The 25,933-nt window shown below is 73.5% G+C and carries 27 protein-coding genes and 4 tRNA genes; 14 read left to right on the top strand and 17 right to left on the bottom strand.

The window, feature by feature from the left end; translation table 11 throughout:
- The first annotated feature begins 1 nt into the window (after nt 1).
- The 3 genes from ACFQ8E_RS19035 to purM are packed head-to-tail and all read left to right on the top strand — an operon-like array spanning nt 2 to nt 3,176.
- Complete coding sequence (locus ACFQ8E_RS19035; protein ID WP_430552131.1) at nt 2–415, top strand: hypothetical protein; 414 nt, start codon at nt 2–4, stop codon at nt 413–415.
- A 48-nt stretch (nt 416–463) separates the two neighbouring features.
- Nucleotides 464–2,011: an amidophosphoribosyltransferase gene (gene purF, locus ACFQ8E_RS19030; protein WP_430552130.1), complete on the top strand. Its 1,548-nt coding sequence runs from the start codon at nt 464–466 to the stop codon at nt 2,009–2,011.
- Between the two features lie 58 nt (nt 2,012–2,069).
- Nucleotides 2,070–3,176 carry a phosphoribosylformylglycinamidine cyclo-ligase gene (gene purM / locus ACFQ8E_RS19025; protein ID WP_430552129.1) on the top strand — a complete coding sequence of 369 codons (1,107 nt, stop codon included), beginning with the start codon at nt 2,070–2,072 and terminating at the stop codon, nt 3,174–3,176.
- A gap of 120 nt (nt 3,177–3,296) precedes the next feature.
- Here purM and ACFQ8E_RS19020 read toward each other — a convergent pair whose 3' ends face one another.
- Nucleotides 3,297–3,497, bottom strand: a complete 201-nt coding sequence (locus tag ACFQ8E_RS19020; protein WP_430552128.1) for a DUF3073 domain-containing protein — start codon at nt 3,495–3,497, stop codon at nt 3,297–3,299.
- Between the two features lie 396 nt (nt 3,498–3,893).
- Between ACFQ8E_RS19020 and ACFQ8E_RS19015 the strand changes: the two genes are divergently transcribed.
- The gene (locus ACFQ8E_RS19015; protein WP_079575713.1) at nt 3,894–4,100 is read left to right on the top strand and encodes a BldC family transcriptional regulator; all 207 of its coding nucleotides are present in this window, start codon (nt 3,894–3,896) and stop codon (nt 4,098–4,100) included.
- 45 nt (nt 4,101–4,145) lie between these two features.
- Here ACFQ8E_RS19015 and ACFQ8E_RS19010 read toward each other — a convergent pair whose 3' ends face one another.
- From ACFQ8E_RS19010 to ACFQ8E_RS18990, 5 genes are all read right to left on the bottom strand, one after another.
- Entirely contained in the window at nt 4,146–4,463 is a 318-nt protein-coding gene (locus ACFQ8E_RS19010; RefSeq protein ID WP_430552127.1) for a DUF3618 domain-containing protein, read from the bottom strand.
- Nucleotides 4,460–4,876: a phage holin family protein gene (locus ACFQ8E_RS19005; protein ID WP_430552126.1), complete on the bottom strand. Its 417-nt coding sequence runs from the start codon at nt 4,874–4,876 to the stop codon at nt 4,460–4,462. The genes ACFQ8E_RS19010 and ACFQ8E_RS19005 overlap by 4 nt, the downstream gene beginning before the upstream one ends.
- Nucleotides 4,877–4,999: 123 nt before the next feature.
- Nucleotides 5,000–5,075 (bottom strand) — tRNA-Phe (locus ACFQ8E_RS19000).
- A gap of 51 nt (nt 5,076–5,126) precedes the next feature.
- Nucleotides 5,127–5,200 (bottom strand) — tRNA-Asp (locus tag ACFQ8E_RS18995).
- 149 nt (nt 5,201–5,349) lie between these two features.
- A tRNA-Glu gene (locus tag ACFQ8E_RS18990) sits at nt 5,350–5,422 on the bottom strand.
- A 58-nt stretch (nt 5,423–5,480) separates the two neighbouring features.
- Here ACFQ8E_RS18990 and ACFQ8E_RS18985 point away from each other — a divergent pair.
- Nucleotides 5,481–5,843 (top strand): metallopeptidase family protein, encoded by a 363-nt coding sequence (locus ACFQ8E_RS18985; RefSeq protein WP_430552125.1) that lies wholly within the window; start codon nt 5,481–5,483, stop codon nt 5,841–5,843.
- An 86-nt stretch (nt 5,844–5,929) separates the two neighbouring features.
- Here the strand turns inward: ACFQ8E_RS18985 and ACFQ8E_RS18980 are convergent, their stop codons facing one another.
- Entirely contained in the window at nt 5,930–7,162 is a 1,233-nt protein-coding gene (locus tag ACFQ8E_RS18980) for a M15 family metallopeptidase (protein WP_430552124.1), read from the bottom strand.
- Between the two features lie 275 nt (nt 7,163–7,437).
- On the opposite strand from ACFQ8E_RS18980, the gene ACFQ8E_RS18975 reads away from it, so the two are divergent.
- Nucleotides 7,438–8,013: an antibiotic biosynthesis monooxygenase gene (locus ACFQ8E_RS18975; protein ID WP_430552123.1), complete on the top strand. Its 576-nt coding sequence runs from the start codon at nt 7,438–7,440 to the stop codon at nt 8,011–8,013.
- A 15-nt stretch (nt 8,014–8,028) separates the two neighbouring features.
- Here the strand turns inward: ACFQ8E_RS18975 and ACFQ8E_RS18970 are convergent, their stop codons facing one another.
- Together ACFQ8E_RS18970 and ACFQ8E_RS18965 are read right to left on the bottom strand one after the other, a co-directional pair.
- Nucleotides 8,029–8,793, bottom strand: a complete 765-nt coding sequence (locus tag ACFQ8E_RS18970; protein WP_430552122.1) for a glycerophosphodiester phosphodiesterase — start codon at nt 8,791–8,793, stop codon at nt 8,029–8,031.
- A gap of 46 nt (nt 8,794–8,839) precedes the next feature.
- A tRNA-Lys gene (locus tag ACFQ8E_RS18965) sits at nt 8,840–8,912 on the bottom strand.
- 284 nt (nt 8,913–9,196) lie between these two features.
- Here ACFQ8E_RS18965 and ACFQ8E_RS18960 point away from each other — a divergent pair.
- Both ACFQ8E_RS18960 and ACFQ8E_RS18955 read left to right on the top strand, forming a co-directional pair.
- Entirely contained in the window at nt 9,197–9,481 is a 285-nt protein-coding gene (locus ACFQ8E_RS18960; RefSeq protein ID WP_430552121.1) for an iron-sulfur cluster biosynthesis family protein, read from the top strand.
- 196 nt (nt 9,482–9,677) lie between these two features.
- Nucleotides 9,678–10,493, top strand: a complete 816-nt coding sequence (locus tag ACFQ8E_RS18955) for a DUF1206 domain-containing protein (protein ID WP_430552120.1) — start codon at nt 9,678–9,680, stop codon at nt 10,491–10,493.
- Between the two features lie 21 nt (nt 10,494–10,514).
- On the opposite strand, the gene ACFQ8E_RS18950 is transcribed toward ACFQ8E_RS18955, so the two are convergent.
- Nucleotides 10,515–11,261, bottom strand: a complete 747-nt coding sequence (locus ACFQ8E_RS18950) for a M50 family metallopeptidase (protein WP_430552119.1) — start codon at nt 11,259–11,261, stop codon at nt 10,515–10,517.
- 171 nt (nt 11,262–11,432) lie between these two features.
- On the opposite strand from ACFQ8E_RS18950, the gene ACFQ8E_RS18945 reads away from it, so the two are divergent.
- From ACFQ8E_RS18945 to ACFQ8E_RS18935, 3 genes are all read left to right on the top strand, one after another.
- The gene (locus ACFQ8E_RS18945; RefSeq protein WP_430552118.1) at nt 11,433–12,914 is read left to right on the top strand and encodes a DEAD/DEAH box helicase; all 1,482 of its coding nucleotides are present in this window, start codon (nt 11,433–11,435) and stop codon (nt 12,912–12,914) included.
- 66 nt (nt 12,915–12,980) lie between these two features.
- Nucleotides 12,981–13,385, top strand: coding sequence for a peptide-methionine (R)-S-oxide reductase MsrB (gene msrB / locus ACFQ8E_RS18940; RefSeq protein ID WP_430552117.1), 405 nt, complete (start codon nt 12,981–12,983; stop codon nt 13,383–13,385).
- Nucleotides 13,386–13,434: 49 nt separating this feature from the next.
- The gene (locus ACFQ8E_RS18935) at nt 13,435–14,211 is read left to right on the top strand and encodes a tyrosine-protein phosphatase (RefSeq protein ID WP_430552116.1); all 777 of its coding nucleotides are present in this window, start codon (nt 13,435–13,437) and stop codon (nt 14,209–14,211) included.
- A gap of 79 nt (nt 14,212–14,290) precedes the next feature.
- On the opposite strand, the gene ACFQ8E_RS18930 is transcribed toward ACFQ8E_RS18935, so the two are convergent.
- From ACFQ8E_RS18930 to ACFQ8E_RS18915, 4 genes are all read right to left on the bottom strand, one after another.
- Nucleotides 14,291–14,776 carry a MarR family winged helix-turn-helix transcriptional regulator gene (locus ACFQ8E_RS18930; protein ID WP_430552115.1) on the bottom strand — a complete coding sequence of 162 codons (486 nt, stop codon included), beginning with the start codon at nt 14,774–14,776 and terminating at the stop codon, nt 14,291–14,293.
- Nucleotides 14,777–14,888: 112 nt separating this feature from the next.
- Entirely contained in the window at nt 14,889–16,514 is a 1,626-nt protein-coding gene (locus tag ACFQ8E_RS18925) for an MDR family MFS transporter (protein WP_430552114.1), read from the bottom strand.
- Complete coding sequence (locus tag ACFQ8E_RS18920; RefSeq protein WP_429765971.1) at nt 16,511–16,987, bottom strand: MarR family winged helix-turn-helix transcriptional regulator; 477 nt, start codon at nt 16,985–16,987, stop codon at nt 16,511–16,513. Before ACFQ8E_RS18920 ends, ACFQ8E_RS18925 begins: the two co-directional genes overlap by 4 nt.
- A gap of 245 nt (nt 16,988–17,232) precedes the next feature.
- Nucleotides 17,233–18,669, bottom strand: coding sequence for a sugar porter family MFS transporter (locus tag ACFQ8E_RS18915; protein ID WP_430552113.1), 1,437 nt, complete (start codon nt 18,667–18,669; stop codon nt 17,233–17,235).
- 179 nt (nt 18,670–18,848) lie between these two features.
- Here ACFQ8E_RS18915 and ACFQ8E_RS18910 point away from each other — a divergent pair, with 179 nt between their 5' ends.
- The 3 genes from ACFQ8E_RS18910 (at nt 18,849) to ACFQ8E_RS18900 (ending at nt 21,357) form a co-directional block, all read left to right on the top strand.
- Nucleotides 18,849–19,448: a hypothetical protein gene (locus tag ACFQ8E_RS18910; protein ID WP_430552209.1), complete on the top strand. Its 600-nt coding sequence runs from the start codon at nt 18,849–18,851 to the stop codon at nt 19,446–19,448.
- A gap of 281 nt (nt 19,449–19,729) precedes the next feature.
- The gene (locus ACFQ8E_RS18905) at nt 19,730–20,350 is read left to right on the top strand and encodes a DUF47 domain-containing protein (protein ID WP_430552112.1); all 621 of its coding nucleotides are present in this window, start codon (nt 19,730–19,732) and stop codon (nt 20,348–20,350) included.
- Between the two features lie 2 nt (nt 20,351–20,352).
- Nucleotides 20,353–21,357, top strand: a complete 1,005-nt coding sequence (locus ACFQ8E_RS18900; protein ID WP_430552111.1) for an anion permease — start codon at nt 20,353–20,355, stop codon at nt 21,355–21,357.
- Nucleotides 21,358–21,372: 15 nt separating this feature from the next.
- Here the strand turns inward: ACFQ8E_RS18900 and ACFQ8E_RS18895 are convergent, their stop codons facing one another.
- From ACFQ8E_RS18895 to mshD, 3 genes are all read right to left on the bottom strand, one after another.
- Complete coding sequence (locus ACFQ8E_RS18895; RefSeq protein ID WP_430552110.1) at nt 21,373–22,344, bottom strand: NUDIX domain-containing protein; 972 nt, start codon at nt 22,342–22,344, stop codon at nt 21,373–21,375.
- Between the two features lie 82 nt (nt 22,345–22,426).
- Nucleotides 22,427–24,805 carry an RNA degradosome polyphosphate kinase gene (locus ACFQ8E_RS18890; RefSeq protein WP_430552109.1) on the bottom strand — a complete coding sequence of 793 codons (2,379 nt, stop codon included), beginning with the start codon at nt 24,803–24,805 and terminating at the stop codon, nt 22,427–22,429.
- A gap of 49 nt (nt 24,806–24,854) precedes the next feature.
- Nucleotides 24,855–25,835 carry a mycothiol synthase gene (mshD, locus tag ACFQ8E_RS18885; RefSeq protein WP_430552208.1) on the bottom strand — a complete coding sequence of 327 codons (981 nt, stop codon included), beginning with the start codon at nt 25,833–25,835 and terminating at the stop codon, nt 24,855–24,857.
- Nucleotides 25,836–25,933 lie beyond the last annotated feature (98 nt).

Raw genomic sequence — 25,933 nt, 5'->3', positions numbered from 1 at the left:
GGTGAGCAGCTCGACCCCCGACCAGGACGCCCCGGCACCCGACGGCGCCACGCCCGACGGCACGCCGCCCGACCGCGAGGCGGCGGCGGAGCAGACCGCGCCGTCGGAGGCGGGGTCGACGACCGATGCCGTGGACGACGTCGAGCAGCCGCAGGACGTGACGCTGCTCGTCGACCCGGACCGCGTACGCCGCGCGCCCAAGTACCCGGTGTTCCTGTGGATCGGCGCGCTGGTGGGCGGTGTCGTCGGGCTGATCTTCTCGACGTGGCTCATCGACGCCACCGACTCGGCCGGCGTCCTGATGAAGCCGGGCGTCTACGTGTCGGTGATGATCTTCGGCGGGATCGCCCTCGGCCTGGGCGTCGGCGGGCTGATCGCGGTGATCTCCGACCGGCGCAGCCTGCGTCGTCGCTGACGCGTCCGGGCAGGTCGACGCACCGGGGCCCTGTGGGATACTCGAGGCATGCCCTTGCGCCCTGACGGCCGCCTGAACCATGACCTCATGCCCGGCGAGAAGGGCCCCCAGGACGCGTGCGGCGTCTTCGGGGTCTGGGCCCCCGGCGAGGAGGTCGCCAAGCTCGCCTACTTCGGCCTGTACGCCCTGCAGCACCGTGGACAGGAGTCCGCGGGCATCGCCACCAGCAACGGTGAGCAGATCCTCGTCTACAAGGACATGGGCCTCGTGTCCCAGGTCTTCGACGAGACGGCGCTCGACGCCCTCACCGGCCACCTCGCGGTCGGCCACTGCCGCTACTCCACCACCGGTGGCGTGACCTGGGAGAACGCCCAGCCGACGCTCGGCGCCACCGCGGGCGGCACCGTCGCCCTCGGGCACAACGGCAACCTCACCAACTCCGCAGAGCTCGTCAACCTCGTGGCCGAGCGCTACGGCGCCCAGCGGCGCGGCGAGCTCGCGCGCGGCAACACCACCGACACGGCGCTCATCACGGCCCTGCTGGCCGGCGACGCCGACCACACCCTCGCGCAGACGGCGCTCGAGGTGCTGCCGAAGCTGCGCGGCGCGTTCTCCCTCGTCTTCATGGACGAGGGCACCCTGTACGCCGCGCGCGACCCGCAGGGCGTGCGCCCGCTGGTCCTGGGCCGCCTGCAGCGCGGCTGGGTGGTCGCGTCGGAGACGCCGGCCCTCGACATCGTGGGTGCGTCGTACGTGCGCGACGTCGAGCCGGGCGAGCTCCTCACCATCGACGCCGACGGCCTGCGCTCCGAGAAGTTCGCCGAGCCGGAGCGCGCGGGCTGCGTCTTCGAGTACGTCTACCTCGCCCGCCCCGACAACACGATCAACGGGCGTTCCGTGCACGCGGCGCGCGTCGAGATGGGCCGCACTCTCGCCCGGGAGCACCCGGTCGAGGCGGACCTCGTCATCCCGACGCCCGAGTCCGGCACGCCGGCCGCCGTCGGGTACGCCGCGGAGTCCGGCATCCCGTTCGGGCAGGGCCTCACCAAGAACGCCTACGTGGGTCGCACGTTCATCCAGCCGTCCGACACGCTGCGCCAGCTCGGCATCCGCCTCAAGCTCAACCCGCTCAAGGAAGTGATCCGCGGCAAGCGCCTCGTCGTCGTCGACGACTCGATCGTGCGGGGCAACACGCAGCGGGCCCTGATCCGCATGCTCCGCGAGGCGGGCGCGGCCGAGGTGCACGTGCGCATCTCGTCGCCGCCGGTGAAGTGGCCGTGCTTCTATGGCATCGACTTCGCGTCGCGCGCGGAGCTCATCGCCAACGGGCTCAGCCCGGACGAGATCGGTCAGTCCCTGGGCGCCGACTCCCTCGGCTACATCTCGACCGAGGGCATGATCGCGGCCACCGAGCAGCCGGCGTCCCAGCTGTGCGCCGCCTGCTTCACGGGCAAGTACCCGATCGAGCTCCCCACCGCCGACCAGCTCGGCAAGCATCTCCTCGAGCAGGCCGAGCTTCCGCTCGGCGCGCCGGAGGACGGTCTCCGCACGGTCTCCGTGGGGGCCGGCGGCGGCACCGCGCTCGACCACCCCTGACTGACAGCCGACCCCGCCTGACAGCCGACCGACACAGCCGACGAACGGTGAGCCCCACGTGACGAACGAACCCCTGACCTACGCCGCGGCCGGCGTCGACACCGAGGCCGGCGACAAGGCCGTCGAGCTGATGAAGGACGCCGTGCGCCGCACGCACGGGCCCGCCGTCCTCGGCGGCGTGGGCGGCTTCGCGGGGCTCTTCGACCTCTCGGCGATCCGCGAGTACCGCAAGCCGCTGCTCGCGACGTCGACCGACGGCGTCGGCACCAAGGTCGCGATCGCGCAGGCGCTCGACAAGCACGACACGATCGGCTTCGACCTCGTCGGCATGGTCGTGGACGACATCGTCGTGGTCGGCGCGGAGCCGCTGTTCATGACGGACTACATCGCCACCGGCAAGGTCGTCCCCGAGCGGGTGGCCGACATCGTGCGCGGCATCGCGCAGGCGTGCGAGGTGGCCGGGACGGCCCTCGTGGGCGGCGAGACGGCCGAGCACCCGGGCCTCCTGGCGCCGGACGAGTACGACGTGGCGGGCGCCGCCACCGGCATCGTCGAGGCGGACGCCGTGCTCGGCCCGGAGCGCGTGCGCGCGGGCGACGTGCTGGTCGCGATGGGCTCGAGCGGCCTGCACTCCAACGGCTACTCGCTGGTGCGCGCCGTCGTGAAGCACGCCGGCTGGTCCCTGGACCGCCACGTCGAGGAGTTCGGTCGCACCCTGGGCGAGGAGCTGCTGGAGCCCACCCGGGTCTACGCGCGGGACGTGCTCGCGCTCGCCGAGGACCCGGCCGCGCAGGTGCACGCCGTCACGCACGTGACGGGCGGCGGGCTCGCGGCGAACCTCGCGCGCGTCCTGCCCGCCGGCACCGTGGCGACCGTGGACCGCGCGTCGTGGGAGGTGCCTGCCGTCTTCCGCACCGTCCGGGAGCTCGGCTCCGTGCCGCGGCGCGACCTGGAGAACACGCTCAACCTCGGCGTCGGCATGGTGGCCGTCGTCGGCGCGGACGGCGTCGACGCGGCGCTGGCGACGCTCGCCGCGCGCGGCGTGCCGGCGTGGGTGCTGGGCTCGGTCGAGGACCTGGACCCGGCCACGCCGGCGGAGGACCTGGTCGCCGGGACCAAGGGCGTGCAGGGCGGCGCCGTCCGCCTCACCGGCGACTACCGCTGACCACCCGGCGCGGGGGAGGGGGACCTTCCCCGCGCACGACGAAGGGCCGGACGGCTGCTGCCGTGCGGCCCTTCGCGCGCGTCGCCGGAACCCGTGGGACACGGGGTCCGACGCTGGGACTCAGCGCTCGTCGCCCCAGGAGTTGTATCGGTTGTCGTACTCGTCGTCGTCGGAGAAACGATCCTCCGTGGCGACATCCGTGCGACTGCCCTCGCTGCTCCTGAGCTCCTGCTCGAGCGCGTGGTAGTTCGTCTCGGGGCTGTAGTACTTCAGCTCGCGAGCGACCTTAGTCTGCTTTGCCTTCTGACGGCCGCGGCCCATGGCTGAGACCCCCTCAACGTAGGAGCGGGGCTTGCGCCGTCCGTGACGGCGGCCCCGTGCGTAAGTAGTCTGTTCAGACCCCAACGGTACATGCTCGCGCGCCATTCCCTCCACTCCGCGACACGTGCCGCGCGCATCGACGGACGTGGGAGCGGGTGATCCTCGTCGGATGGTGTCTCAGGTCACGAGACCGTCCGGTGCGCGGAGCGGTCCGTGGCGGCCGACGACCGGCAGAACGGACGCACGAGCACGACTCGGTCGATGCCAGGACGATCCGGACGATTTCATCCGGCTCCCAAGTCGCCTCAATCCCGCTTTCTGCACACAATGGATGAGCGAGACCGTGTCCGCACACCGGGCGCCGCCCGGGCCGGTCCGTACCAGGAGGTGCAGGGGATGTCGCTCCACGGAGACTCCGAGGTTCTGCTGACGCCTGCCGAGGTGGCCAGCCTGTTCCGCGTCGACCCGAAGACCGTGACCCGCTGGGCGAAGGCGGGGAAGCTCTCGTCGATCCGTACGCTCGGTGGTCACCGCCGCTACAAGGAGTCGGAGGTGCGCGCGCTGCTCGGCGCCGCCTCCGAGGAGGCGACGCCGGACAAGTAGGGACGTGCTCAGGGGTGCCGCAGCGCTGCTCGAGCGCGGCGGCGTTCAGTGGCGCCGGGCCCTGACGACGACGATCACGACCAGCGCCAGCCCCGCCGCCGCGGCGCCGAGGAGCACCTGGGCGTTGCGCTTGCGCCGCGGGTCGGTGGCGGGGAGACCCCCGCCCGTGACGAACGTGCCGGCGTCGCCGGCCGCCTGCCTGGTCGCCCGTGCGAACTGGTTCGCCTGGTACCTGGGCGACAGTCGTGTCGCGAGCTGGTCGAGGGTCGCGCCGAGCTCCGCGCGGGTGCGGGCCACCTCGTCCTCGAGCTCCCGGGCGGTGGGGGGCGGGGTCCTGTTCTCGGGCGTCGTGGGCTCGGTCACCGGCGCACCCCCTTCTTGATCGTCTCCACGTCTTCCTTGACCCGGTCGATCGTCTCGGGCCGCCGGGCCGCCTTCTTGAGCTGGCCCACCGCGATCGCGACGGCCAGGCCGGCGACGAGCAGCATGGCGACGCCGACGACGAGCGCCGACAGCCACGGGGCCCACACCTCGGACAGGCCGAGGATCCCGGCCCAGATGAGCACGCCCACCGCATACAGCACGATGACGAGCGCCGCGGCGACGAGCCCGATCCCGATGCCGGACCGCTTCGCCTTCTCGGTCATCTCGGCCTTGGCGAGCGCCACCTCGGCGCGCACGAGCCGGGTGGTCTGTTCCGACAGCTGCTCCACGAGCCGACCCATGGAGGGTGGCTGCTCGGCGGGCGGCGTGCGTCCGTCGTCCCAGTCCGTCATCGGCTGCTCCGATCCTGCGTGTGGTGATCGTCCGTGCGGTCCCACTCAACCCGTCCCCGCTGGTCCAGGCAATTCCTGGCGCAAAACGACGAGACCCCCACGCCCGGGGCGTGGGGGTCTCGATGGTGGCTCCGACCGGCGTCGATCCGGTGACCTTTCGATTTTCAGTCGAACGCTCTACCAACTGAGCTACAGAGCCTTGGACACGAACGCCCGGGCGCCGTTTCCGACGAACCGGGCGCATCATGCGCGACCCTGACGGGACTTGAACCCGCGACCTCCGCCGTGACAGGGCGGCGCGCTAACCAACTGCGCTACAGGGCCATGGTGGGGAGTGGACTCCCACCGAGGAAGCTCGTTTCGAGCCGAGAAGAAGCGTACCCCATGCTCGCCGGGATCTTGAAATCGGATCCTGACCAGCAAGGACGCGCCGTTTCGCGGGGCTGCCGACGCTGCCGGCGTCCCCGCGGACGTACCCCCAACGGGATTCGAACCCGTGCTACCGCCGTGAAAGGGCGGGGTCCTAGGCCGCTAGACGATGGGGGCTGGACCCGGCAAGCATACCCAGCCGTCCGGGACGGTCCTCGCCCCGTCGTGGGCGAGGATGGGACCCGTGGTGGAGATGACGCGCGAGGAGTTCGAGGACGCCGTCCGGGACGGCCTCGACCAGGTCCCGGCCGACCTGGCGGCGATGATGGACAACGTCGTGGTCCTCGTGGAGGACGACGCCCCCGCCGACGACCCCGAGCTCCTCGGGCTGTACGAGGGGGTGCCGCTGACGGAGCGGGGGCTGCATTGGGCCGCGGGCTCGCTCCCGGACCGGATCACCGTGTACCGCAACCCGACCCTCGCCATCTGCGACACGCGCGACGACGTCGTCGAGGAGGTCGCCATCACCGTGGTGCACGAGATCGCCCACCACTTCGGGATCGACGACGACCGGTTGCACGAGCTCGGCTGGGCCTGAGCCGCTCCCCGACCGACGACGACGGACCCGTGACGCACGGGTCGTCACGGGTCCGTCGGGGACATGCTGCGGGGGAGCGTCGAGGCTCAGGGGCGGTACTCCCAGTGCCAGGCCTCGGGCTTGCGGCCGTCGGCCTGGGCCCAGGCGGGGTTCTTCCACCCGAACTTCGCCGCGTTCGCGACCAACCACCGGTGCTGCGCGCTCGAGCGCTCCTCCACGCCGCCGTTGAGGTCGACGGCGATGCCCCAGCCGTGGTCCGAGTAGCCGGGCACGGCGGCGAGGTAGCCGCGGCTGGCCTTGACCGACACCTGCGACTCGTAGGAGCGGTAGGAGTCGCGGATCTGCAGGTGCTCGCCGAAGCGTGCCCGGTAGGCGGCGTCGAGGCGCTCGAGCTGCTCGGCCGCGTCGCGACGCAGGGACTCGCCCGACGCGAAGGACAACCCCTTGAGGTCGGCGGACGCGAGGCGACCGTTCTCGTACCCCTCGGTGTCGTCCGCGAACTTCTTGAGGGAGCCGGCGGCCTTGCGGGCCGCCGCGGCCTGCGCGTCCAGGACCTCGGCCGGCGTCGCGGGGGCGGGCGTGATGCTGATCGCGCTCGTGTCGGTCTTCTCGATCAGGGTGGTGAGGTCCTCGGTCGCGTCGGTGACGTCGGCCGCGCCCTGCCCGCGGACGTCGAGCGCGGTGCGCTCGCCGGCGCGCGACGCCGCCTCCCCGCCGGAGCGGTCGGACACGACGTCGCGCAGGTGCGCCGCGCTCTTCGCGACGGCCTTGCGCTGCTTGGCGGGGACGCCGAGGGACTCGGTCGTCACCTGGTCCGCGCGGGCGAGCGCCTCCTGGGCGGCGGAGAGCGCCTCGTCGCCGGACGCGGCGGCGCTCTTCGCGGCGCCCTTCGACGCGGCCTGCTCGGTGTCGGCCTTCGCCGCGCCCGAGCCCGCGGTGTCCGAGCCGACGGCGCCCGACGTCGCGCCTGCGGCGCCCGACAGCGCGGGCCGCACGATCGCCGTCGTGGCGGAGGCGGTCGGGGACACGATGCCGAACGTCCCGGTCTCGATGGTGCCCACCGAGGACGAGCCCTGGTCGGTCGACCCCGCGGTCCGGGTCTCCCCGGAGGCGGACGAGTTGCCGGTGAGGACCACCCCGGTCGTCAGCGCCATCACGGTGAGCGCGACGGGGACGCCGGCGTGCACGGCGCGGCGCCCGAGGCGCGGCGTCGTGGGACGGGCGGCGGGCTCGGCGGCGCGGCGCTGCCGGGCCGGACGGTGGATGTCGCGGCGCCGGGGCAGGGGCGCAGGGGTGTGCTCGGTCGTGTGCTCGGTCATGGGAGAAGGTCCTCGGGGGTCGGGAGCTCGAACCTGTCGGGAGCTCGCACCGGTCGGAAGCTCGTTCCATCTTCAACCGTTTCAACCGGTGCTCCGGGCCAACGAGGGGACCAGACGACACGAATCCGGTGCGGGCCGCGAGGACGAGATGTGAAGGACGGGACATCCCGGCGAAACCCCGGGCCGCGCGCCGGGGCGCCCGGATGGTGGGACGCGCCGTCCCGCGCGCCCGCGCCGCCGGGCCCGGGAGGCCACGCGCACCCCAGGATGCTCGGATGACTTCCGCACCCGTGACGGTCGCGATCCACCGCGCCGTCAGCCCCGACCGCGTCCCCGAGGTCACCGCCTGGGTGCAGTCCGGCGTCCGGCTCGCGAACCGTTGGGACGGCTTCCTCGGCTCGGGCTGGATCCGCGCCTCCGAGGGTGCCGCGGACTGGATCATGCTCTACCGGTTCGCCGACGCCGCCCGGCTCGAGGCGTGGGAGGAGTCGCCGGAGCGTCGGCGCTGGCTCGCCGCCGGTGAGGGCCTGGTCGAGGAGCGCCGCGTCGAGAGGCGCACCGGCATCGAGGGGTGGTTCGACCCGCCCGTGCGGCAGGACGAGCCCACCGGGCCGCCCCTGCTGGCCGCGCCGCCGCGGTGGAAGCAGTCCGTGGCCATCTGGCTCGGCTTCTTCCCGGTGAACCTCGCGTTCACCGTGCTGGTGGGCTGGCTCGTGCCGCCGTTCGCCGACCTGCACGTCGTGCTGCGCGTGCTCGTCTCGACGCTGGTGCTCACGCCGATCATGTCGTTCTGGGTGCTGCCCTGGGTGACCGGGCGTCTGTCGGGCTGGCTGCACGCGCCGCGGCGCTGAGCCGCGGCCGGCGCGTCAGCCCCGGGCGGGGACGTGCGCCGTCGCGAGCCACTCGCGCAGGGCGGCCGGGCGGTCGGTGATGATGCCGTCCACGCCGGCGTCCACGAGCAGGCGCCAGGCCGCCTCGTCGTTCGCGGTCCAGCCGAAGACCCGCAGCCCCGCGTCGTGCGCGGCCGGGACCAGGCCCGGGTCGTCGCCGATCAGCGCCGCCCCGGGGCTCACGGCGGCCGCGTCGAGCTCGTCGAGCAGCGCGGGCAGGCCCTCGCGCGGGTGCTCGACCAGCAGCGACCGCGGCACCTGCGGCGCGACGTCGCGCAGGGCGGCGACCGTCACCGGGTCGAAGCCCTGGACGACGAGGTGGCCGGCGAGCTCGGGCGCGTCGAGCACGCGCATCGTCACGGCGACGTCCTCGGCGCTCCAGCGGCCCTTGTACTCGCACAGGACGCCCAGGCCGGGATGCCGCGCGACGAGCTCGAGCACCTCGGCCAGGGTGGGGATGCGCTGCCCGGCGAACTCCGGTCCGAACCACGAGCCGGCGTCGAGGGCCTGCAGCTCGTCCCGGGTGCGGCCCCGGACCTCGCCGTTGCCGTCGGTGGTCGCGTCGACCGTGCCGTCGTGGATGACCATCGGGACGCCGTCGGCGCTGAGGTGGACGTCGATCTCGATCATCGCGGCGCCCGCCTCCCCGGCGGCGTCGAAGGCCGCCAGCGTGTTCTGCGGGGCGTCGGCGGAGGCGCCCCGATGGGCGATGACGACGGGGGCCTGGGCGCGGACGGGCACGGAGCTCCTTCGGGCGACGACGACCTGCGACGGTGACGTGCAGGGGTGGGCCCCCAGGGGCTCGAACCCTGAACCCGCGGATTAAAAGTCCGCTGCTCTGCCAGTTGAGCTAGAGGCCCGCCGCCGTCCGCCCGGAGGTCGGTAGCGGCTGCGGGACAGCGTACGCGGGGCCGCGGGCGTCCCGTGCGCACCGGACCGCGCCGCCGCCCGTGATGCCACCCGCGACGCCACCGGGAAAGTCACGATCCGGTCACGGAGGGCAACCTATCGACGCGCGGGGACGGCTGTCACGCGGGGTCTCACCCACCGGGAGATCTCGTCCCGATCGCGTCTCATCGTTGCGCCGGGCCCCCTCCTGCTGTTTCGGTGGACGGGTTCGCAAGGACCGACGAGAGGAGCGTCCATGCTCACCGTGACCGACAACGCCCGTACCGCCGTCGAGGACCTCGCCCAGCAGGCAGGAGTGCCGGACGAGGGCGGGCTGCGGATCGCGCAGTCCGCCGGCCAGCCCGGCAACTTCGAGCTCGCGCTCGTCCCGGCTCCCCAGCCCGACGACCAGGTGGTCGACGAGGAGGGCGGCACGCACGTCTTCGTCGAGGCGCAGGCCGCGCCCGCCCTCGACACGCTGACCCTCGACACCGACCCTGCCGCGCAGGGTCCGGGATTCGTGCTCACGCCCCAGGCGTGACGTCCGGGCGGGTACACCGCGCGTCCCGAGGGCGCGCCGCCCCCGCCTGACCGGTCCTCCGACGGCCGGGCACGGAGATCGCTCCGTGCCCGGCCGTCGTCGCGCCGGGAACGGCATGGCCGTGGGAGTGGCGTCCAAGGCCCGGTTGCGCCATCGTGTGGTGCCGCGACCCCCGCGGCACCGACGGAGGTGACCTGTGTCCGACCCCGCCCGCGCCGCCCGACGCACCTCGCGCAGCGCGAACGACAGCACCGCGCTGCAGGCCCTCGCGCGGGCCGGCTACGTCGCGTCCGGCGTGCTGCACCTGCTCCTCGGCTGGTTGGCCGTCCGCCTGGCCTTCGGGTCCTCAGGAGGGAACGCCGACCAGCAGGGCGCCTTGCGTGAGCTGGCCGACGCCCCGGGCGGCGCGCTGCTCCTGTGGCTGACGGCGGCGGGCTTCGCCGGCCTCGCCCTGTGGCAGCTCACCGAGGCGGTGGCGGGCGTGCCCGGGACGGACAAGGCGAAGCAGGTCGGTGCCCGGGCCAAGGCCGCGGCGAAGGCCGTGCTGTACGGGGTGCTCGCCGGCACCGCGGTGCGGGTCGCGACCGGGTCGTCCGGCGGCGGCTCCGAGGAGGGGCTCACCGCCGACCTCATGCGCGCCCCCGCGGGCCGGTGGCTCGCCGCGGTGGTCGGCCTCGTGATCGTCGGGGTGGGCGTCTTCCACGTCGTCAAGGGGTGGCGGAAGTCGTTCCGCGACGACCTGCGCGCGACCGGGGGCGGCGGCGTCGGGCAGGCGGTCGTGCGGCTCGGCCAGGTCGGCTACATGGCCAAGGGGATCGCGCTCGGCGTCCTCGGCGGCCTCTTCGTGGCGGCCGCCGTCACGGCCGACCCCGAGAAGGCGGGCGGCCTGGACGACGCGCTGCGCACGATCCGCGAGCAGCCGTTCGGGGTCGTGCTGCTCGTCGCGACGGGCCTGGGCATCGCGGCCTACGGCGTGTACTCGTTCGCGCGGGCCCGGTACGCGCGGCTGTGACGCGTCGGCGGGGAGCCGTCGTCAGGTCGCGGGCTCCACGATCCAGGTCGCGCCGAGCAGCAGGCAGCCGACGGTGACGAGCAGGAAGACCACGACCCACAGGATGCCGGTCGTCCGGGTCAGGGTCGCGAGCTGGTCGGCGTCGGACCGCCGCGCCCGACCCCGGGACCGCTGGGCCTGGAGCTCGAGCACGGGGCGCACCGACCCGATCAGCAGGAACCACGTCACCGCGTAGGCGACCGTCGCCTGCGCGGCGGGCTCGAGCCACCACGAGACCGCGACGAGCGCGGCGCCGGAGACGAGGATCGACCAGAGGCCGAACCAGTTGCGGATCTTCAGCAGCAGGAGGGCGAGCAGCAGCACGAGCAGCCACAGCAGCCCCACCGCGTAGCCGTGCCGCAGCAGCCAGGCGGCGCCGAGCCCTGTCAGGCCGGGGCCGACGTACCCGGCGAACGCCGTGACGATCATCCCGAACCCGCGCGGACGCCCGGCGGACACCGTGAGCCCGGAGGTGTCGGAGTGCAGCCGGATGGCGTCCAGGCGGCGCCCGGTGAGCATGGCGGCGACGGCGTGCGCGCCCTCGTGCGCGATCGTCACGACGTGCCGTGCCACCCGCCACACGGGGGACACGAGCACGACGGCGAGCGCGGCGAGGCCCGCGGCCAGCACCACCGGCTGCGCCGGCGGCGGCACGGGGGTGGTGGCGGCCGTCCAGATCTGCGTCAGTACGTCGCCGACGGTCGCGAGGAAGTCGTCCACGGCGGCCATTCCACCATGCGCCCCTGAGAGGTCGGGTGGTCGACCCGGGCGCCTGTCGTGAGAGACTGGGGGCAGGTGGCTGCGCGTTGCGCGCCCCGCGTCGTGGAGATCCCCCCGGATTGCGTGCGGCGGACCCCGACCCCGACGTCCGAGACGTCCCTGCCCGAGAGGCCCTTTTTCTTGACTACCTTTGCCGACTTCGGCCTGCCCGCCCCTGTCGTCCGCCAGCTGACGGACCAGGGCATCACCACCCCCTTCCCGATCCAGACGGCGTCGCTGCCGGACACGCTGGCCGGCACCGACGTGCTCGGCCGCGGCCGCACCGGCTCCGGCAAGACGCTCGCGTTCTCGCTGCCCGTCGTCACGCGTCTGGCGACGTCCGCGGCGAAGGCCGCCGCCGCGGGCCGCCCGCGTCGTCGGCCCGGCCGCCCGCGGGCGCTCGTGCTCTGCCCGACCCGCGAGCTCGCCAACCAGATCAACGCCACGATGGAGCCGCTCGCGAAGGCCCTCGGCCTCGTGACGACCACCGTCTTCGGCGGCGTCGCCCAGTCCCGCCAGGTCACCGCCCTGAACGCCGGGGTCGACGTGCTCATCGCGTGCCCCGGCCGCCTCGAGGACCTGCTCGGCCAGAAGCACCTCACGCTGGACGAGGTCGAGATCACGGTGCTCGACGAGGCCGACCACATGGCCGACCTCGGCTTCCTGCCCGGCGTGAAGCGGATCATGGACCGCACGCCCACCGTGGGCCAGCGCCTGCTGTTCTCCGCGACGCTGGACAACGGCGTCGACGTGCTCGTGAGGCGCTACCTCAAGAACCCGGTGACCCACTCCGTGGACGAGGCCGCCGCCCCGCCGCCGCAGATGACGCACCACATCCTCGCCGTGGCGGACGCCGACGCGAAGAAGCACGTGGTCCACGCGCTCGCGTCCGGCACCGGCCGTCGCGTGCTGTTCACCCGCACCAAGCACCAGGCGAAGAAGCTCGCCAAGCAGCTCACCGGCGCGGGCGTCCCCGCCGTCGACCTGCACGGCAACCTCGGCCAGGGCGCGCGCGAGCGCAACCTCGCCGCGTTCTCCTCCGGGGACGTCAAGGTGCTCGTCGCCACCGACATCGCCGCGCGCGGCATCCACGTCGACGACGTCGAGCTCGTCGTGCACGTGGACCCGCCCGCCGAGCACAAGGCGTACCTGCACCGCTCGGGCCGCACGGCCCGCGCCGGGTCCGGCGGCGACGTCGTCACCGTCATGCTGCCCGAGCAGCGCGGCGACGTCCGCGACCTCACGCGCAAGGCGAAGATCGACGCCCGCCCGCAGCCCGTGGCCCCGGGCGACGCGACCGTCACCGCGCTGGTCGGCGAGGTCGCGCCGTACGTGACGCCGCCCGCCCCGACGGCGCCGCAGCAGCCGCAGCGCCGCAAGGGCGGCGGCCAGCAGCAGGGCGGCCAGCGCGGACGTGGCTCGGGCGGCGACGCGCAGCGCGGGCAGGGGCAGCGCGCCCAGGTGCAGCAGGGGCAGCAGGGCCAGCGCTCGCAGGCGCAGCCCGCGTCGTCCGGCGGCCGCGCTCCGCAGACGGTCCGGGCGGACGGGTCCGCACCGGCCCGTCGCCGGCGCCGCCGCGGCGGCCGCGGCCGCGGACAGGGCGGCTCGGCGCCCGCGGCCTGACCGCACCAGCGGCAGCGGCAGGAACAGCCGCGCCCCGGTCCGGGTTGAGCACGACGGAGGTGTCAGATGACGTACGAAGTCACGAAGTCCGACCAGCAGTGGAAGGTCGAGCTGAACCCGCAGGAGTTCGCCGTGCTGCGGCAGGCGGGCACCGAGCGGCCCTGGACCGGTGAGCTGCTCGACGAGAAGCGTGTCGGCGTGTACCGCTGTCGCGCGTGCGGCAACGAGCTGTTCCGGAGCGAGACCAAGTTCGACTCGCACTGCGGGTGGCCGTCGTTCTACACGCCGCTCGCCGGCGACGCCGTCGAGCTGCTCGAGGACCGGTCGCACGGCATGGTCCGCACCGAGGTGCGCTGCGCCCGGTGCGGCTCGCACCTGGGGCACGTCTTCGACGACGCGCCGCAGACGCCCACGGGCGACCGGTTCTGCATGAACTCGCTCAGCCTGACGTTCGAGCCCGTCGAGGCCTGAGCGTCCGGCCGCGGCGCCCCGGGCGCGGGGCGCCGCTAGGGTCGACCAGGTGACCGACTCCGCGCCCTCCGCGCCCTCTGCGGCCGACGCCGCCGCGGCCTGGACCGCCGCGCCGGCGTCCGTGCCCGACCATCTCGTCAACCTGCGCGACGTCGCGACGGCCGCCCCGGGCCTGGTGCCCGGGGCGTTGCTGCGTTCCGACGCACCCCGCTCGGGCGACGTCGCCCCGGCCGACGTGGCGTGGCCGCCGCGCACGGTGCTCGACCTGCGCGACCCGGGGGAGAACGGGGAGCCGCACCCGCTGACCGGCGTCGCGCACGTGGTGCCGCTGCCGCTGCTGGACGGGACCGCGATGCAGGGCGCCACCGCGCCCGCTCCCGTCCCGGGCCTCGGGGAGCTGTACCTGCAGATGCTCGACGGCGTGGGCGCCGGGCACCTCGTGGAGGCGGTGCGCCTCATCGCCGTCGACGACGCGCCCGTGCTCGTGCACTGCACCGCCGGCAAGGACCGCACGGGGGTGACGGTCGCGCTGGTGCTGTCCCTGCTGGGCGTCGACCGGTCCGCGATCGTCGCGGACTACGAGCGGACCGGCCCCCACATGCCGCAGGTGCTGGCGCGTGCCGCCGTCACCGCGAACCTCGCCGTCCCCGACGCGCACGTGCTGGCGAGGCTGCCGCCCGAGCTGGTCACCGCGCCGGGCTGGGCGATCGAGACGGTGCTCGACCGGTTCGCCGAGCACGACGACGGCGCGTCGGGCTGGTTCCGCGCGCACGGCGGCAGTGCCGCGACGCTGGACGCGCTGCGGGCCCGCCTCCTCGAGGGCTGACCCGGCCCCGGACACGCGTCGAGCCTGCCGGGACAGGTCCCGACAGGCTCGACCGGCGACGTCTCGGGCGGACGCCGGCTCAGGAGCGCGTGTCGCGCCAGCGCACGAAGTCCTCGGAGTAGCGGTGCAGCAGCGTCGCGAGCTGCGAGACGTCCGCCTCGTCCCACTCGCCGAAGGCGTCCTTGTACATCTCGATGCGACGGTCGCGGGCCCGGGCGAAGCGCTGGGCGCCGTCGGCGGTCAGGGTGATCCGCTGGCCGCGGGTGTCCTCCGGGTCCACCTCGCGGTGGACGAGGCCCAGGTCCACGAGACGGCTCAGCTGACGCGACACGGTGGCCCGGCCGACACCGAAGTGGGCCGCGAGGTCGGAGCCGCGGATCCCGGGGTGGGAGTCGATGTGCGCGAGGATCGGGTACGCCGACGCCTCGAGCTCGGGGTGCACCCGCCTGGCGGTCTGTGCCGCTGACGACTGGGCGCGCCGGATCAGGACCCGGATCTCGCGTTCGAGAGCACCGAACGGGTCGGTGGCCGGGTCGGGCAGGGGCTGGGCGGCTACGTCGTGCATGCGCCCATCATGAGGCTTCGCCGAGGCAAACGGGAGTGGCCTAGCAGGCGAACTTGCACCCGGACGGCGTCTCAGCGGGTGAAATCGACGCCGTCCGGGTGCTGGGCCGTTGTCAGGCCCGGTCGGCGACCGGAGCGGCGACGTCCTGCTCGGCGGCCTTCTCCTCGTCGAGCACCTGCTCGATGCCGGAGCGCTGGCCCAGCGGGATCTCCTTCATGAAGAGCACCGCGATCAGCGAGACGACGGCCATCGGCACGGCGTACAGGAAGATCGTCGTGATGCCGTCGGCGTAGGCGCCCTCGACCACCGTCTGCACGGGGGCGGGGAGCGAGGCCAGGTCCGGGACCGCGCCCGAGCCGGCACCCATCGCGTCGGAGGCGATGCCGAGCTTCGCCAGGCCGGTGGAGAGGTCCGTCTTGATCTGCGCGGCCATCACGGCGCCGAGCGCCGAGACGCCGATCGCGCCGCCCAGCGAGCGGAAGAAGGCGACGCCGGAGGTACCGGCACCCATCTCGTGCACGTCGAGGGTGTTCTGCGTGGCGAGCACGAGGTTCTGCATCAGGGCGCCCACCGACAGCCCGAGACCGAACAGGAAGACCGAGATGAGCACGAAGCTCGTGTCCACCTCGATGGTCGACAGGCCGAACAGCGACCCGGTCAGGAGGACGGCGCCGCCCACCATGATCGCCTTGTACCGGCCGGTGTTCGAGATGATCCGGCCGAGCACGATGCCCGCGAGCATGGTGCCGACCACCATCGGGATGGTGAGCAGGCCGGACTCGGTCGGCGTCTTGCCGCGGGCGAGCTGGAAGTACTGGCTGAGGAAGACCGCGGTGCCGAACATGGCGACGCCGACGGACGCCGAGGCGACCACGGCGAGCACGAACGTGCGGTTCTTGAACAGGTGCAGCGGGATGATCGGCTCGGCGGCGTTCTTCTCGACGAAGCCGACGACGACGAGCGCCAGGAGGGCGCCGCCGACCATCGCGCCGGTCTGCCAGGAGAGCCACTCGAACTGGTCGCCGGCGAACGTGACCCACAGGAGCAGCAGCGCGACGGCGACGGCGATGAGGCCGGCACCCGCGTAGTCGATCTTCACCTCGCGCTTGGCCAGCGCGGGCAGGTGCAGCGTCTTCTGCAGCACGATGAACGCGGCGACGGCGAAGGGGACGCCGACGAAGAAGGTCCAGCGCCAGCCGATCGAGTCGGTGAGCACGCCGCCGAGCAGCGGGCCGCCGATCTGCGCGACGGCCATGACGCCGCCCATGAGGCCCATGTACTTGCCGCGCTCGCGCGGGCTGATGATGTCGGCCATCAGCACGGTCGCGAGGGCGGTGAGGCCGCCCGCGCCGATGCCCTGCAGGGCGCGGAAGCCGATGAGCATCTCGATGTTCTGCGACAGGCCGGCCGCGGCGGCGGAGACCACCGTGATCGCGAGGGCGACCTGCATGAGGACCTTGCGGTTCGTGAGGTCGGCGAGCTTGCCCCACAGCGGGGTCGAGATCGTCATCGTCAGCAGCATGGCCGTGACGACCCAGGTGTAGGAGTGCTGGGAGCCGCCGAGCTCGCTGACGATCTTGGGGAGCGAGGTCGAGACGATGGTGGTGGCCAGCAGCGAGACGAAGACGCCGAGGAGGATGCCCGAGAGGGCCTCGAGCACCTCGCGGCGGGTCATCGCCGGGGCAGGCGTGGCGGAGAGGGCCGGCGCGGCGGGCGCCGGACTGGGGGACTGACTCATCGGGCGGGGATCTCCTCCTGCGCCGTGGCGCGGTCGTGGGTCGTGGTGAGTGCGGCCGCGACGCTGCGGATCCGGGAGATGGCGTCGGCCAGGTCGTTCTCCGACCAGTCGGAGAAGGACTCGGAGACGAGGTCGTCGATGCGTTCGAAGGAGGCCTCCGCGAACTCGCGGCCGGCGTCCGTCAGGGCGAGGTAGCGGGCCCGCCGGTCGTCGTCGTCGACCGTGCGCTCGACGAGACCGGCGTCGACGAGGGCGCTGATCTGGCGGCTCGCGACGGACACGTCGACGCGGAGCTTCGCGGCGACGTCGGTGATCTGGACGCGCCCGCACCGCGTGAGCAGGTGCAGGGCCCCGAGGCCGGCCCGGGGGAGGTCCAGGTCGCGCGCCACGCGCATGGCGGCCTCGCGCTGGGCGCGGGAGAGCTCCTCGAGCGTCTCCACGAGCTCACGGGCCGCGGTGCGGTCAACGGGCATGGCAGGGCCTTTGCTGGAAGGGGGTGGGTGCTCGGGGCCGGACGGCCGGAGCGGAGCGGCCCGGTGGGCGGGCCGAGTTGTTGCAGGGTGCAAACATACGCCTGGTGCTTGCAGCAAGCAAGTGTCCTGGTGAGGACTTCACCCGGTGCACGACGACGGCCCGCGACGCCCCGGGCGGGGGTCGCGGGCCGTGCGGTCGGACCGTACGGACGCGCCGTGCTGACGGGCGCCCTCGGCGGCGCGGTTCAGGCGCGCTTGTACGCCTCGCCCGCCATGTCCTCGAGCTCGACGCCCTTCGTCTCCGGGATCTTGCCGAGCACGAAGAAGAACGACAGCACGGCGAAGACGGCGTACATGAGGTAGGGGATCGCGGGGCCGAAGGTGTCGAGCATCGGCGGGAACGTGAGCGTGATCGCGAAGTTCGCGATCCAGTTCGCCGCCGCGCCGACGCCGAGGGCGGCCGCGCGGATCCGGTTGGGGAACATCTCGCCCAGCAGCACCCACATGAGCGGGCCCCACGTGGCGCCGAAGAAGACCACGAAGGCGTTCGCGGCGACCAGCGCGATGATGCTCCACGGATCCGGGAGGCTGATCGACTCGCCCGAACCGGTGGCCTGCGTGAAGCACACCGCCATCAGGCCCAGGGAGACGGCCATGCCCGCCGAGCCGATGAGCAGCAGCGGGCGCCGGCCCACCTTGTCGATGAGGGCGATGGCGATGAACGTCACGGCCACGTTCGTCACGGCCGTGATCGTCGAGACGAGGAACGCCTGCGACTCGTCGAACCCGACCGCCTGCCACAGCGTCGTCGAGTAGTAGAAGATCACGTTGATCCCGACGAACTGCTGGAAGATCGCCATGACGATGCCGACCCAGACGATGGGCTTCAGGCCGAAGCGGTCGCCCCTGAGGCTCCCCAGCTCGGCGTTCTCCTCGTCCACGGCGATCGAGCGGCGGATCTCGCCGATCCGGTCGTCGGGATGCTCGTCGGGGCCGAGCACGGACGCCAGCACGGACCGCGCCTCGTCGTCACGGCCCTTCGTCACCAGATAGCGCGGGGACTCGGGCATCCGTAGCGCGAGGATCCCGTACACGGCCGCCGGGACCACGGCGACGAGGAACATCCAGCGCCACGCCTCCCAGCCGAACCACAGCTCGTTCGCCGCGCTGCCGGCCGCCGTCGCGAGGATCTGGTCCGACAGCAGGGCCGCGAAGATACCGACGGTGATCGCGAGCTGCTGCAGCGAGCCGAGGCGCCCGCGCATCGCGGCGGGGGCGATCTCCGCGATGTACGCGGGGGCGATCACGGACGCGATACCGATGCCGACGCCCGCCATGAACCGCCAGATCGCCAGGTCCCAGGCGCTCCACGCGATCGCCGACAGGATCGACGAGACGAAGAACAGCACCGCGCCCAGCACCATCACGTGGGTGCGGCCCCACCGGTCGGCGAGCTTGCCGCCCGACCATGCGCCGAGGGCGCAGCCGAGCAGCGCGATCGCCACGACGAGACCCGTCACGGTGGAGTTGAGGTCGAACTGGCCCTCGATCGCGTCGACGGCGCCGTTGATCACCGACGAGTCGAATCCGAAGAGGAATCCGCCGACCGCCGCGGCGAAGGCGAGCGCGGTGGCCTTCCGGTGCGCGCTGTGCGCTGCGGAGCCTGGTGCTGGGCTTGTCATGATCGTCCTCGGTTCGCTCGGCAGACCTGTTCTCGATCCTTCTCGATGCTAGGTCGGGGTCGCCCTGTCGGCGCGCTGAGCAGGTCGGACGCGCGACCGGTCCACGAGCCCGCGCCGTCGGGGGTGAGACTGGAGGGGTGAACGACGCTCCCGAGCCGCGCAGGCACCGCCGACCCGCCATGCTCGATCCGCAGACCGCCGAGCAGATCCCCGGGTCGCTCGACCCCGCGCTGCGCGACGAGGTGGCGCACACCACCGCGCGCGCCGTCGTGCACCGGGCGCGCGCCGCCGAGGACCCGGAGGTGGTGGACCGCCTGGTGCGCCTCGTCGAGCGCGAGGGGCTCGACGTCGTCGCCGCCCTCTGGTCGGACGCCGCGCCCGCGTCGCTGCCCGGCGCGCTGTGGCGGCTGTACGTGCTGCGCGAGTGGGTGCGCCGCGACCCCCGCACCGTGGGGCTGCGCTACCGCCTCGGCGTCGACGCCGCCCCCGTGCACGAGGCGGTGGCCGGCGTGCCCCGCCCGCCCGCGCCGGAGGACCTGCGGGCGCTCGCCGACGACGTCCTGTCCGGCGTCTACGCCGGAGACCTGGCCGTGGCGCTCGAGCGGGCCGCGTCGTTCTGCCGCATCCTCGCGACCGGGGCGGCCTTCGACGCCGACGCCCGCGAGGTCGCGGACCCCGACGGGGCCACCCGGATGACGCGCGGCGCCGCCGACCTGGTGCGCACCGCCGAGGAGCTGGAGCGCGCGGCGGCGGGCTGGCGGACGGGCACCCTCGACTGACGCTCCGCGGCCGCGAACGGCGGGGCTGACCTGCGTGTTCGGAGCACGCCGACGCCCGGGCTTACGATGTTCGGGCGACGTCGGGCCGCGGTAGCCCCGGGCTCCATCTTCAGCCGCTACGAGCGGCCACGCGCCGAGAGGCGCTCCCGGTCCGGCGTCGCACCTCACCCGAGTTTCCCGCAGCCGCGAGGCGGATCGTTCAGCGCGCGTTCAACTAGTCGCGCCAGGATGGCCACCTCTAGTCTGTGAGAGTCTCAGCGTCCTCGATCCGGGAGCCACACGTGCGCCTGCGCCTCACACCGCGCGACACGACCTACTTCGACATGCTGGCGACGCTCGCGCAGCACAACGTCACGGGGGCCTCGCTCCTGGCGGAGCTGCTCGGGGCGTCCCGGCAGGAGAGGGAAGGGATCGTCCGCCGGCTCAACGAGGCCGAGCACATCGCCGACGACGCCACCCACTCGATCATGCGGCGGCTGAACCAGACGTTCGTCACCCCGTTCGACCGGGACGACATCTACGGCCTGGCGTCCGCGCTCGACGACTGCATGGACGCCATGGAGGAGGCCGGCGACCTCATCGTCCTGTACAAGGTCGACGAGCTCCCGCTGCGGGTCTCCGAGCAGGTGCAGGTGCTGCAGCGCTGTGCCGAGCTCACCGCCGAGGCCATGCCGCGGCTGCGCTCCATGGACCAGCTGTCCGACTACTGGGTCGAGATCAACCGCCTCGAGAACCAGGGCGACAAGCTGCACCGCGAGCTCATCGCACAGCTCTTCGACGACACCACGGACCCGGTGCTGCTCATCAAGCTCAAGGAGATCGTCGACATGCTCGAGGAGGGCGCCGACGCCTTCGAGCGGGTCGCGAACATGGTCGAGACCATCGCCCTCAAGGAGTCCTGACCGTGGAGGTGGCGCTGGTCGTCCTCGTCGTCGCGCTCGCGCTCGGCTTCGACTACACCAACGGCTTCCACGACGCGGCCAACGCGATCGCCACCTCGGTCTCGACGCGGGCGCTCACGCCCCGGGTGGCGCTCCTCATGGCCGCGGTCATGAACTTCGTCGGGGCCCTGCTGGGCACCGAGGTCGCCGAGACCATCGCGACGTCGATCGTCGACCTGCAGGACGCGTCGAACCACACCGCGCTCGTCGTGGTGCTGTGCGCCCTGGTGGGCGCCATCGTGTGGAACCTCATCACCTGGTGGTTCGGCCTGCCGTCGTCGTCGACGCACTCGCTCATCGGCGGTCTCGTCGGTGCGGGGCTCGCGGCCGGGCTGCCGATCTACGGGCAGGCCATCATCGACAAGGTCGTGCTGCCGATGGTCTTCTCGCCGCTCATCGGCTTCGTCGGCGCGTACTTCGTCATGGTCGCGGTGCTGTGGATCTTCCGGAACGCGTCCCCGTCGCGGGTCACCCGCCGGTTCCGCCTGGCGCAGACCGCGTCGGCCGCCGCGATGGCGCTCGGGCACGGCCTGCAGGACGCGCAGAAGACCATGGGCGTGATCTTCATGGCGCTGCTCACGGTCGGCTGGGCGGACCCGGACGCGGGCATCCCGCTGTGGGTCAAGCTCGCCGCGGCGGGCGCCATCTCGCTCGGCACGGCCTCCGGCGGCTGGCGGATCATGCGCACGCTCGGCCGGCGCATCATCGAGCTGGACCCGGCACGGGGCTTCGTCGCCGAGACGGTGTCGGCGCTGGTGCTCTACGCCAACGCGTTCATCCTGCACGCGCCCGTCTCGACGACGCACACCATCACCTCGGCGATCATGGGCGTCGGCGCCACGCGCCGGCTGTCCGCCGTGCGCTGGGGCGTCGCCAAGAACATCGGTGCCGCGTGGGTGCTGACGATCCCCGCCGCGGCGCTCGTGGCCGCCATCACCACCTGGATCCTGCACCCCTGGCTCACCTGACGACCGGGCGCGACCTCAGTAGACCGGGGGAGTGACCTTCTCGACGGCGACGACGCGCGGACCCTTGCCGGTGGTGGCGACGTGGGCGACGAGCAGGTCGCCCGGCTCGAGGAACGGGTCGCGCGAGGGCAGGACGTCCGCGACGGCGCGGCGGGAGTGCTGGCCCAGCACGTCCAGCACCGTCGGCAGGACCGGCCGGTGCGTGCACAGCACCGACGACCGGCCCGACTCGAGCAGGTCGCGGACCGTCGCGGCGACGCGGGACGGCGAGCGCTCGTGCTCGGCCTCGCCCAGCTGGTCGCTGAGCTCCGGCCGGGCGTGCGACGCCCGCACGTACGGCTCGATCGTCGCCGCACAGCGTTCCCAGCGGCTCGAGACCACCGACGTCACGCCGTAGGCGGCGAGGACCGGGACCAGCGCCGCGCCCTGGGCGTGCCCCACCGGCGTCAGCGGCCGGTCGTGCTCCGTGCCGTGCCAGGCCGCCCGGGTCACGGCCTTGCCGTGCCGCACGATGACGACGGCGTGCGTGGCGAGCCGGCCCTGGGCGTGCGCCGCCACGAGGGCCTCGAGCGGCCCGCGGTCGGCGCGGCGCGTCAGGCGGGCGGCGGCGGCGTCGACGTCGAGCCACGCCTTCCTGTCGACCTCGTCCTTGGACGGGGGCTGCACGGGGAACCGCGCGGCGAGGGCCGCGGCGTCGTCCGACCGCGACGCCCGCTGCGCCGCCCAGTAGTGCACGCGCTTCACGCGGCCCTCGGGGGTCAGGTACTGCAGGCCCGGGAGGGGGACGCCGAGGACCACGGGCTTGCCGGTCTCCTCCGCGACCTCGCGCGCAGCGGCCGTGTTCAGCGACTCGCCCGGCTCGAGCTTCCCCTTGGGCCAGGACCAGTCGTCGTACCGGGGCCGGTGCACGAGCTGCACCTGGAGGCGCCCGTCGCGCTCGCGCCACACGAGCCCGCCCGCCGACTCGATCACCGGGGCGTGCTCCACCGAGGTCGCTCCCAGCCTGTCCACGAGCGGGGAGGCCGTCGTGCCCGCCGCCCGACGCACCCGCGCCGCCCTCACCACGCCCTCATCGAGCCCGCTCGGGCCGACGGCGGTGCCGGTCGACGAGCTGCGCCTGGAGGTCCACGAGCGGTTCGCCGTCCGGCCCGACGGCGTGCCGCACCCAGGTGTCGTCCGGCTGCAGGTGCCACGTGGAGGTCTTGTCCGACATCGACGCGTCCATGAGCTCCAGGAGCTCCGCGACCTGGCCCTCGTCGGCGATGCGGACCAGCGCCTCGACGCGGCGGTCCAGGTTGCGGTGCATGAGGTCGGCCGAGCCGATGTACACCTCCGGGCCGGACTCCGGCCCCTCGCCGATGGCCGGGCCGGCCGCGTTGGCGAACGCGTAGATCCGGGAGTGCTCCAGGAACCGGCCGAGGATGGAGCGCACGCGCACGTTCTCGCTCAGGCCCGGCACCCCCGGGCGCAGCGCGCAGATGCCGCGCACCACGAGGTCCACCTTCACCCCCGCCTGCGAGGCGCGGTACAGGGCGTCGATCGTGGCCTCGTCCACGGCGGAGTTCACCTTGATGCGTACCCACGCCTCGTGCCCGGCGCGGGCGGCGTCCGCCTCGCGCTCGATGCGCTCGATGAGGCCCGCCCGCACGGCGCGCGGTGCGACCAGCAGCCGGTGGAAGCGCGACTGCGGGGCGTAGCCGGAGAGCTGGTTGAACAGGCGCGTGAGGTCCTGGCCGACGTCGCGGTCGCACGTGAGCAGGCCGTGGTCGGTGTACATGCGGGCCGTCTTCGGGTGGTAGTTGCCGGTGCCGACGTGGCAGTACCGGCGCAGCCCGTCCGACTCCTGGCGGACCACGAGGGACAGCTTGGCGTGCGTCTTGAGACCGACGATCCCGTAGACGACGTGCACCCCCGCCTCCTCGAGCTTGCGCGCCCAGGAGATGTTGGCCTGCTCGTCGAACCGCGCCTTGATCTCGACGAGCGCGAGCACCTGCTTGCCGGCCTCGGCGGCGTCGATCAGGGCGTCGACGATCGGGGAGTCGCCCGACGTGCGGTACAGCGTCTGCTTGATGGCGAGCACGGCCGGGTCGGCGGCCGCCTGCTCGAGGAACGTCTGGACCGACGTGGAGAAGGAGTCGTACGGGTGGTGCAGCAGGACGTCCCGCTCGCGGATCGCGGCGAAGACGTCGCGCGCCGTCGCGGACTCCACCTCGGCGAGCTGGCGGTGCGTCGTCGGGACGAACGGGGGGTAGTGCAGCGTCGCGCGCTCGATGTCGGCGATGACGTTGAGGCCCGTGAGGTCGAGCGGCGCCGGCAGCTCGTATACCTCCTCGTCGGCCACGCCGAGCTCGCGGACCAGCAGCTCGCGGATGCGGGGCGAGATGCCGTGCGCCAGCTCGAGCCGCACGGGCGGCCCGAAGCGGCGGCGAAGCAGCTCCTTCTCCATCGCCTGCAGGAGGTTCTCGGCGTCGTCCTCCTCGACCTCCACGTCCTCGTTGCGCGTGACGCGGAACGTGTGGCTCTCGCGCACCTCCATGCCGGGGAACAGGTGGTCGAGGTGCTGCGCGATGACCTCCTCCAGCGGCACGAACGACGTCTGCGTGCCGCCGCCCTGCGTGGGCGTGGGCGCCGACGGGCGGCCGCGGTCGTCGACCGCGATGAACCGCGGCAGCAGCGGCGGCACCTTGACCCGGGCGAAGTGCTCCTTGCCCGTCAGCGGGTTCGCGACGACGACCGCCAGGTTGAGCGACAGCCCCGAGATGTAGGGGAACGGGTGCGCCGGGTCCACCGCCAGCGGTGTGAGCACCGGGAAGATCTGCTTGCGGAAGAACTTGTGCAGGCGCTCCTGCTCGCGGACCTCGAGCTGGTCCCAGTGCACGATCGTGATGCCCTCGGCGTCGAGCGCGGGCTGCACGTCGGAGCGGAACACCTCCGCGTGCCGGGTCATGAGGCGGTGCGCGCCCTCGCCGATCGACTCCAGCACCTGCCGCGGGCTCATCCCCGACGCCGCGGTGACGGCGATGCCCGTGGCGATGCGCCGCTTCAGGCCCGCCACCCGCACCATGAAGAACTCGTCCAGGTTGGACGCGAAGATCGCGAGGAACCGGGTGCGCTCGAGCAGCGGCAGCGACGGGTCCTCCGCCAGCTCCAGCACCCGCTCGTTGAACGCCAGCCAGCTCAGCTCCCGCTCCGCGAACCGGTCGTCGGGCAGCGGCTCCGCCTCGACCGCGCGGACACCGTCCGACCCCGGTTCCTCCGCGATGTGCTCGGCGATGTGGGCCGCGAGCTGTGGATCCAGGGGGCGCGACGGCGCGACGGCCGTCGAGCGCGGGCGGCTGTCCGTCACCTCGGCGGCCGCGACGGCGGCGTCCGGTGCGACGGGGGCGTACCGACCGCGTCCGTCGCGGGTCCGGGAGGTACGGGGGCGCGACGCTGTCATGGCACCCATCGTGGCACCGATAGGTGAACGGCGGGTGACGAAGTCCTCCGTCCGGTCGCTAGGCGCCGGCGGGCCGCGCGTACTGGACGTCGACGGCGGCGCGCTCGAAGCCGGCGCCCGCGTACGTGGCCAGCGCCGCCGCGTTGTCCCCGTCCACGTACAGCACCGCGCGGTCGCACCCCGTGCGCGCCAGGTGGCGCAGCCCGACGGCGGTGAGCGCGCGGCCCAGGCCGCGGCCCTGCGCGTCGGGGGAGACGCCGACGGCATAGATCTCTCCGGAGCGGCCCTCGCCGTCCTGGGCGCCGGACGGCTGGTCGTTCTCGACCTTGGTCCACAGGTAACCCAGCGGCTCGCCCGCGGCGCCGTCCGACGGGTCGTCGGCCGGCACGACGAGGAAGAACCCGTCGGCGTCGAACCAGGGTTCGCGCCGCCGGTCATGCAGGTCGGCGACCGTGAGCCGGCCCTGCTCCGGGTGGTCGGCGAACGCACGGGCGTTGAGCCGCACCCACGCGTCGTCGTCGGCGCCGGGGCGGAACGTGCGCAGGGCGAGGCCGGGCAGGTCCGGCACGTCGCGGGCCGCGTCGTCGGGCCCGAGCGGCCGCGCGAGCACGAGCAGCTCGCGCGCCACCTCGTACCCGCGGGCGGCCGCGAACGCCTGCGCCGCGGGCAGGTCGCCGTGCGCCCACACCCGCAGCGGCTTGCCGCGCTGGCCGGGGGCGCCCGAGAACATCGGCAGCCGTGCGTCGCGCTCGGCGGTGCGCAGCAGGACGCCCCCGACGCCCCGGCGCCGGTGGTCCGGGTGCACGACCAGCTCGGCGCTCGCGTCGTCGCCGCCCCGGTCCACCTGGAGGTAGCCGACGACGGCGCCGTCGTCGCCGCGGGCCACGACGTGCGTCAGCCAGTCGGCGTCGGTCCCCAGGCGGAGCAGGGGCTGCTCCGACAGCGGGGCGACGCCGTCGTGGGCGGCGGCCGCCGCGGCGAGCGCGCGCACGTCGTCCTGCGCGGCGGCGTCGAGGGGCTCGAAGGACAGGGCGGGCAGGGCGGGCGAGGTGATCGTGACGGCCGGCGACGCCGCCGTCGACGGCTGGGACGTCGCGTTCGCGCTGCCCACGGGCGTCACGGTCGCCCAGGTCTGGG

It is taken from the genome of Isoptericola sp. NPDC056573 (assembly GCF_042793335.1).
In the GTDB taxonomy this organism is placed as follows: domain Bacteria; phylum Actinomycetota; class Actinomycetes; order Actinomycetales; family Cellulomonadaceae; genus Isoptericola.
The sequence above is the reverse complement of the archived record's forward strand: the minus strand, read 5'-3'. Positions and strand labels throughout refer to the sequence as shown.

Excerpts from the sequence above, each read along its gene's own strand:
- purF (WP_430552130.1), top strand. The coding sequence starts at position 464 with ATGCCCTTGCGCCCTGACGGCCGCCTGAACCATGACCTCATGCCCGGC.
- ACFQ8E_RS19020 (WP_430552128.1), bottom strand. The coding sequence starts at position 3,497 with ATGGGCCGCGGCCGTCAGAAGGCAAAGCAGACTAAGGTCGCTCGCGAG.
- ACFQ8E_RS19015 (WP_079575713.1), top strand. The coding sequence starts at position 3,894 with ATGTCGCTCCACGGAGACTCCGAGGTTCTGCTGACGCCTGCCGAGGTG.
- ACFQ8E_RS19005 (WP_430552126.1), bottom strand. The coding sequence starts at position 4,876 with ATGACGGACTGGGACGACGGACGCACGCCGCCCGCCGAGCAGCCACCC.
- ACFQ8E_RS18985 (WP_430552125.1), top strand. The coding sequence starts at position 5,481 with ATGGGACCCGTGGTGGAGATGACGCGCGAGGAGTTCGAGGACGCCGTC.
- ACFQ8E_RS18980 (WP_430552124.1), bottom strand. The coding sequence starts at position 7,162 with ATGACCGAGCACACGACCGAGCACACCCCTGCGCCCCTGCCCCGGCGC.
- ACFQ8E_RS18975 (WP_430552123.1), top strand. The coding sequence starts at position 7,438 with ATGACTTCCGCACCCGTGACGGTCGCGATCCACCGCGCCGTCAGCCCC.
- ACFQ8E_RS18960 (WP_430552121.1), top strand. The coding sequence starts at position 9,197 with ATGCTCACCGTGACCGACAACGCCCGTACCGCCGTCGAGGACCTCGCC.
- ACFQ8E_RS18950 (WP_430552119.1), bottom strand. The coding sequence starts at position 11,261 with ATGGCCGCCGTGGACGACTTCCTCGCGACCGTCGGCGACGTACTGACG.
- msrB (WP_430552117.1), top strand. The coding sequence starts at position 12,981 with ATGACGTACGAAGTCACGAAGTCCGACCAGCAGTGGAAGGTCGAGCTG.
- ACFQ8E_RS18930 (WP_430552115.1), bottom strand. The coding sequence starts at position 14,776 with ATGCACGACGTAGCCGCCCAGCCCCTGCCCGACCCGGCCACCGACCCG.
- ACFQ8E_RS18925 (WP_430552114.1), bottom strand. The coding sequence starts at position 16,514 with ATGAGTCAGTCCCCCAGTCCGGCGCCCGCCGCGCCGGCCCTCTCCGCC.
- ACFQ8E_RS18920 (WP_429765971.1), bottom strand. The coding sequence starts at position 16,987 with ATGCCCGTTGACCGCACCGCGGCCCGTGAGCTCGTGGAGACGCTCGAG.
- ACFQ8E_RS18915 (WP_430552113.1), bottom strand. The coding sequence starts at position 18,669 with ATGACAAGCCCAGCACCAGGCTCCGCAGCGCACAGCGCGCACCGGAAG.
- ACFQ8E_RS18910 (WP_430552209.1), top strand. The coding sequence starts at position 18,849 with ATGCTCGATCCGCAGACCGCCGAGCAGATCCCCGGGTCGCTCGACCCC.
- ACFQ8E_RS18890 (WP_430552109.1), bottom strand. The coding sequence starts at position 24,805 with ATGGGTGCCATGACAGCGTCGCGCCCCCGTACCTCCCGGACCCGCGAC.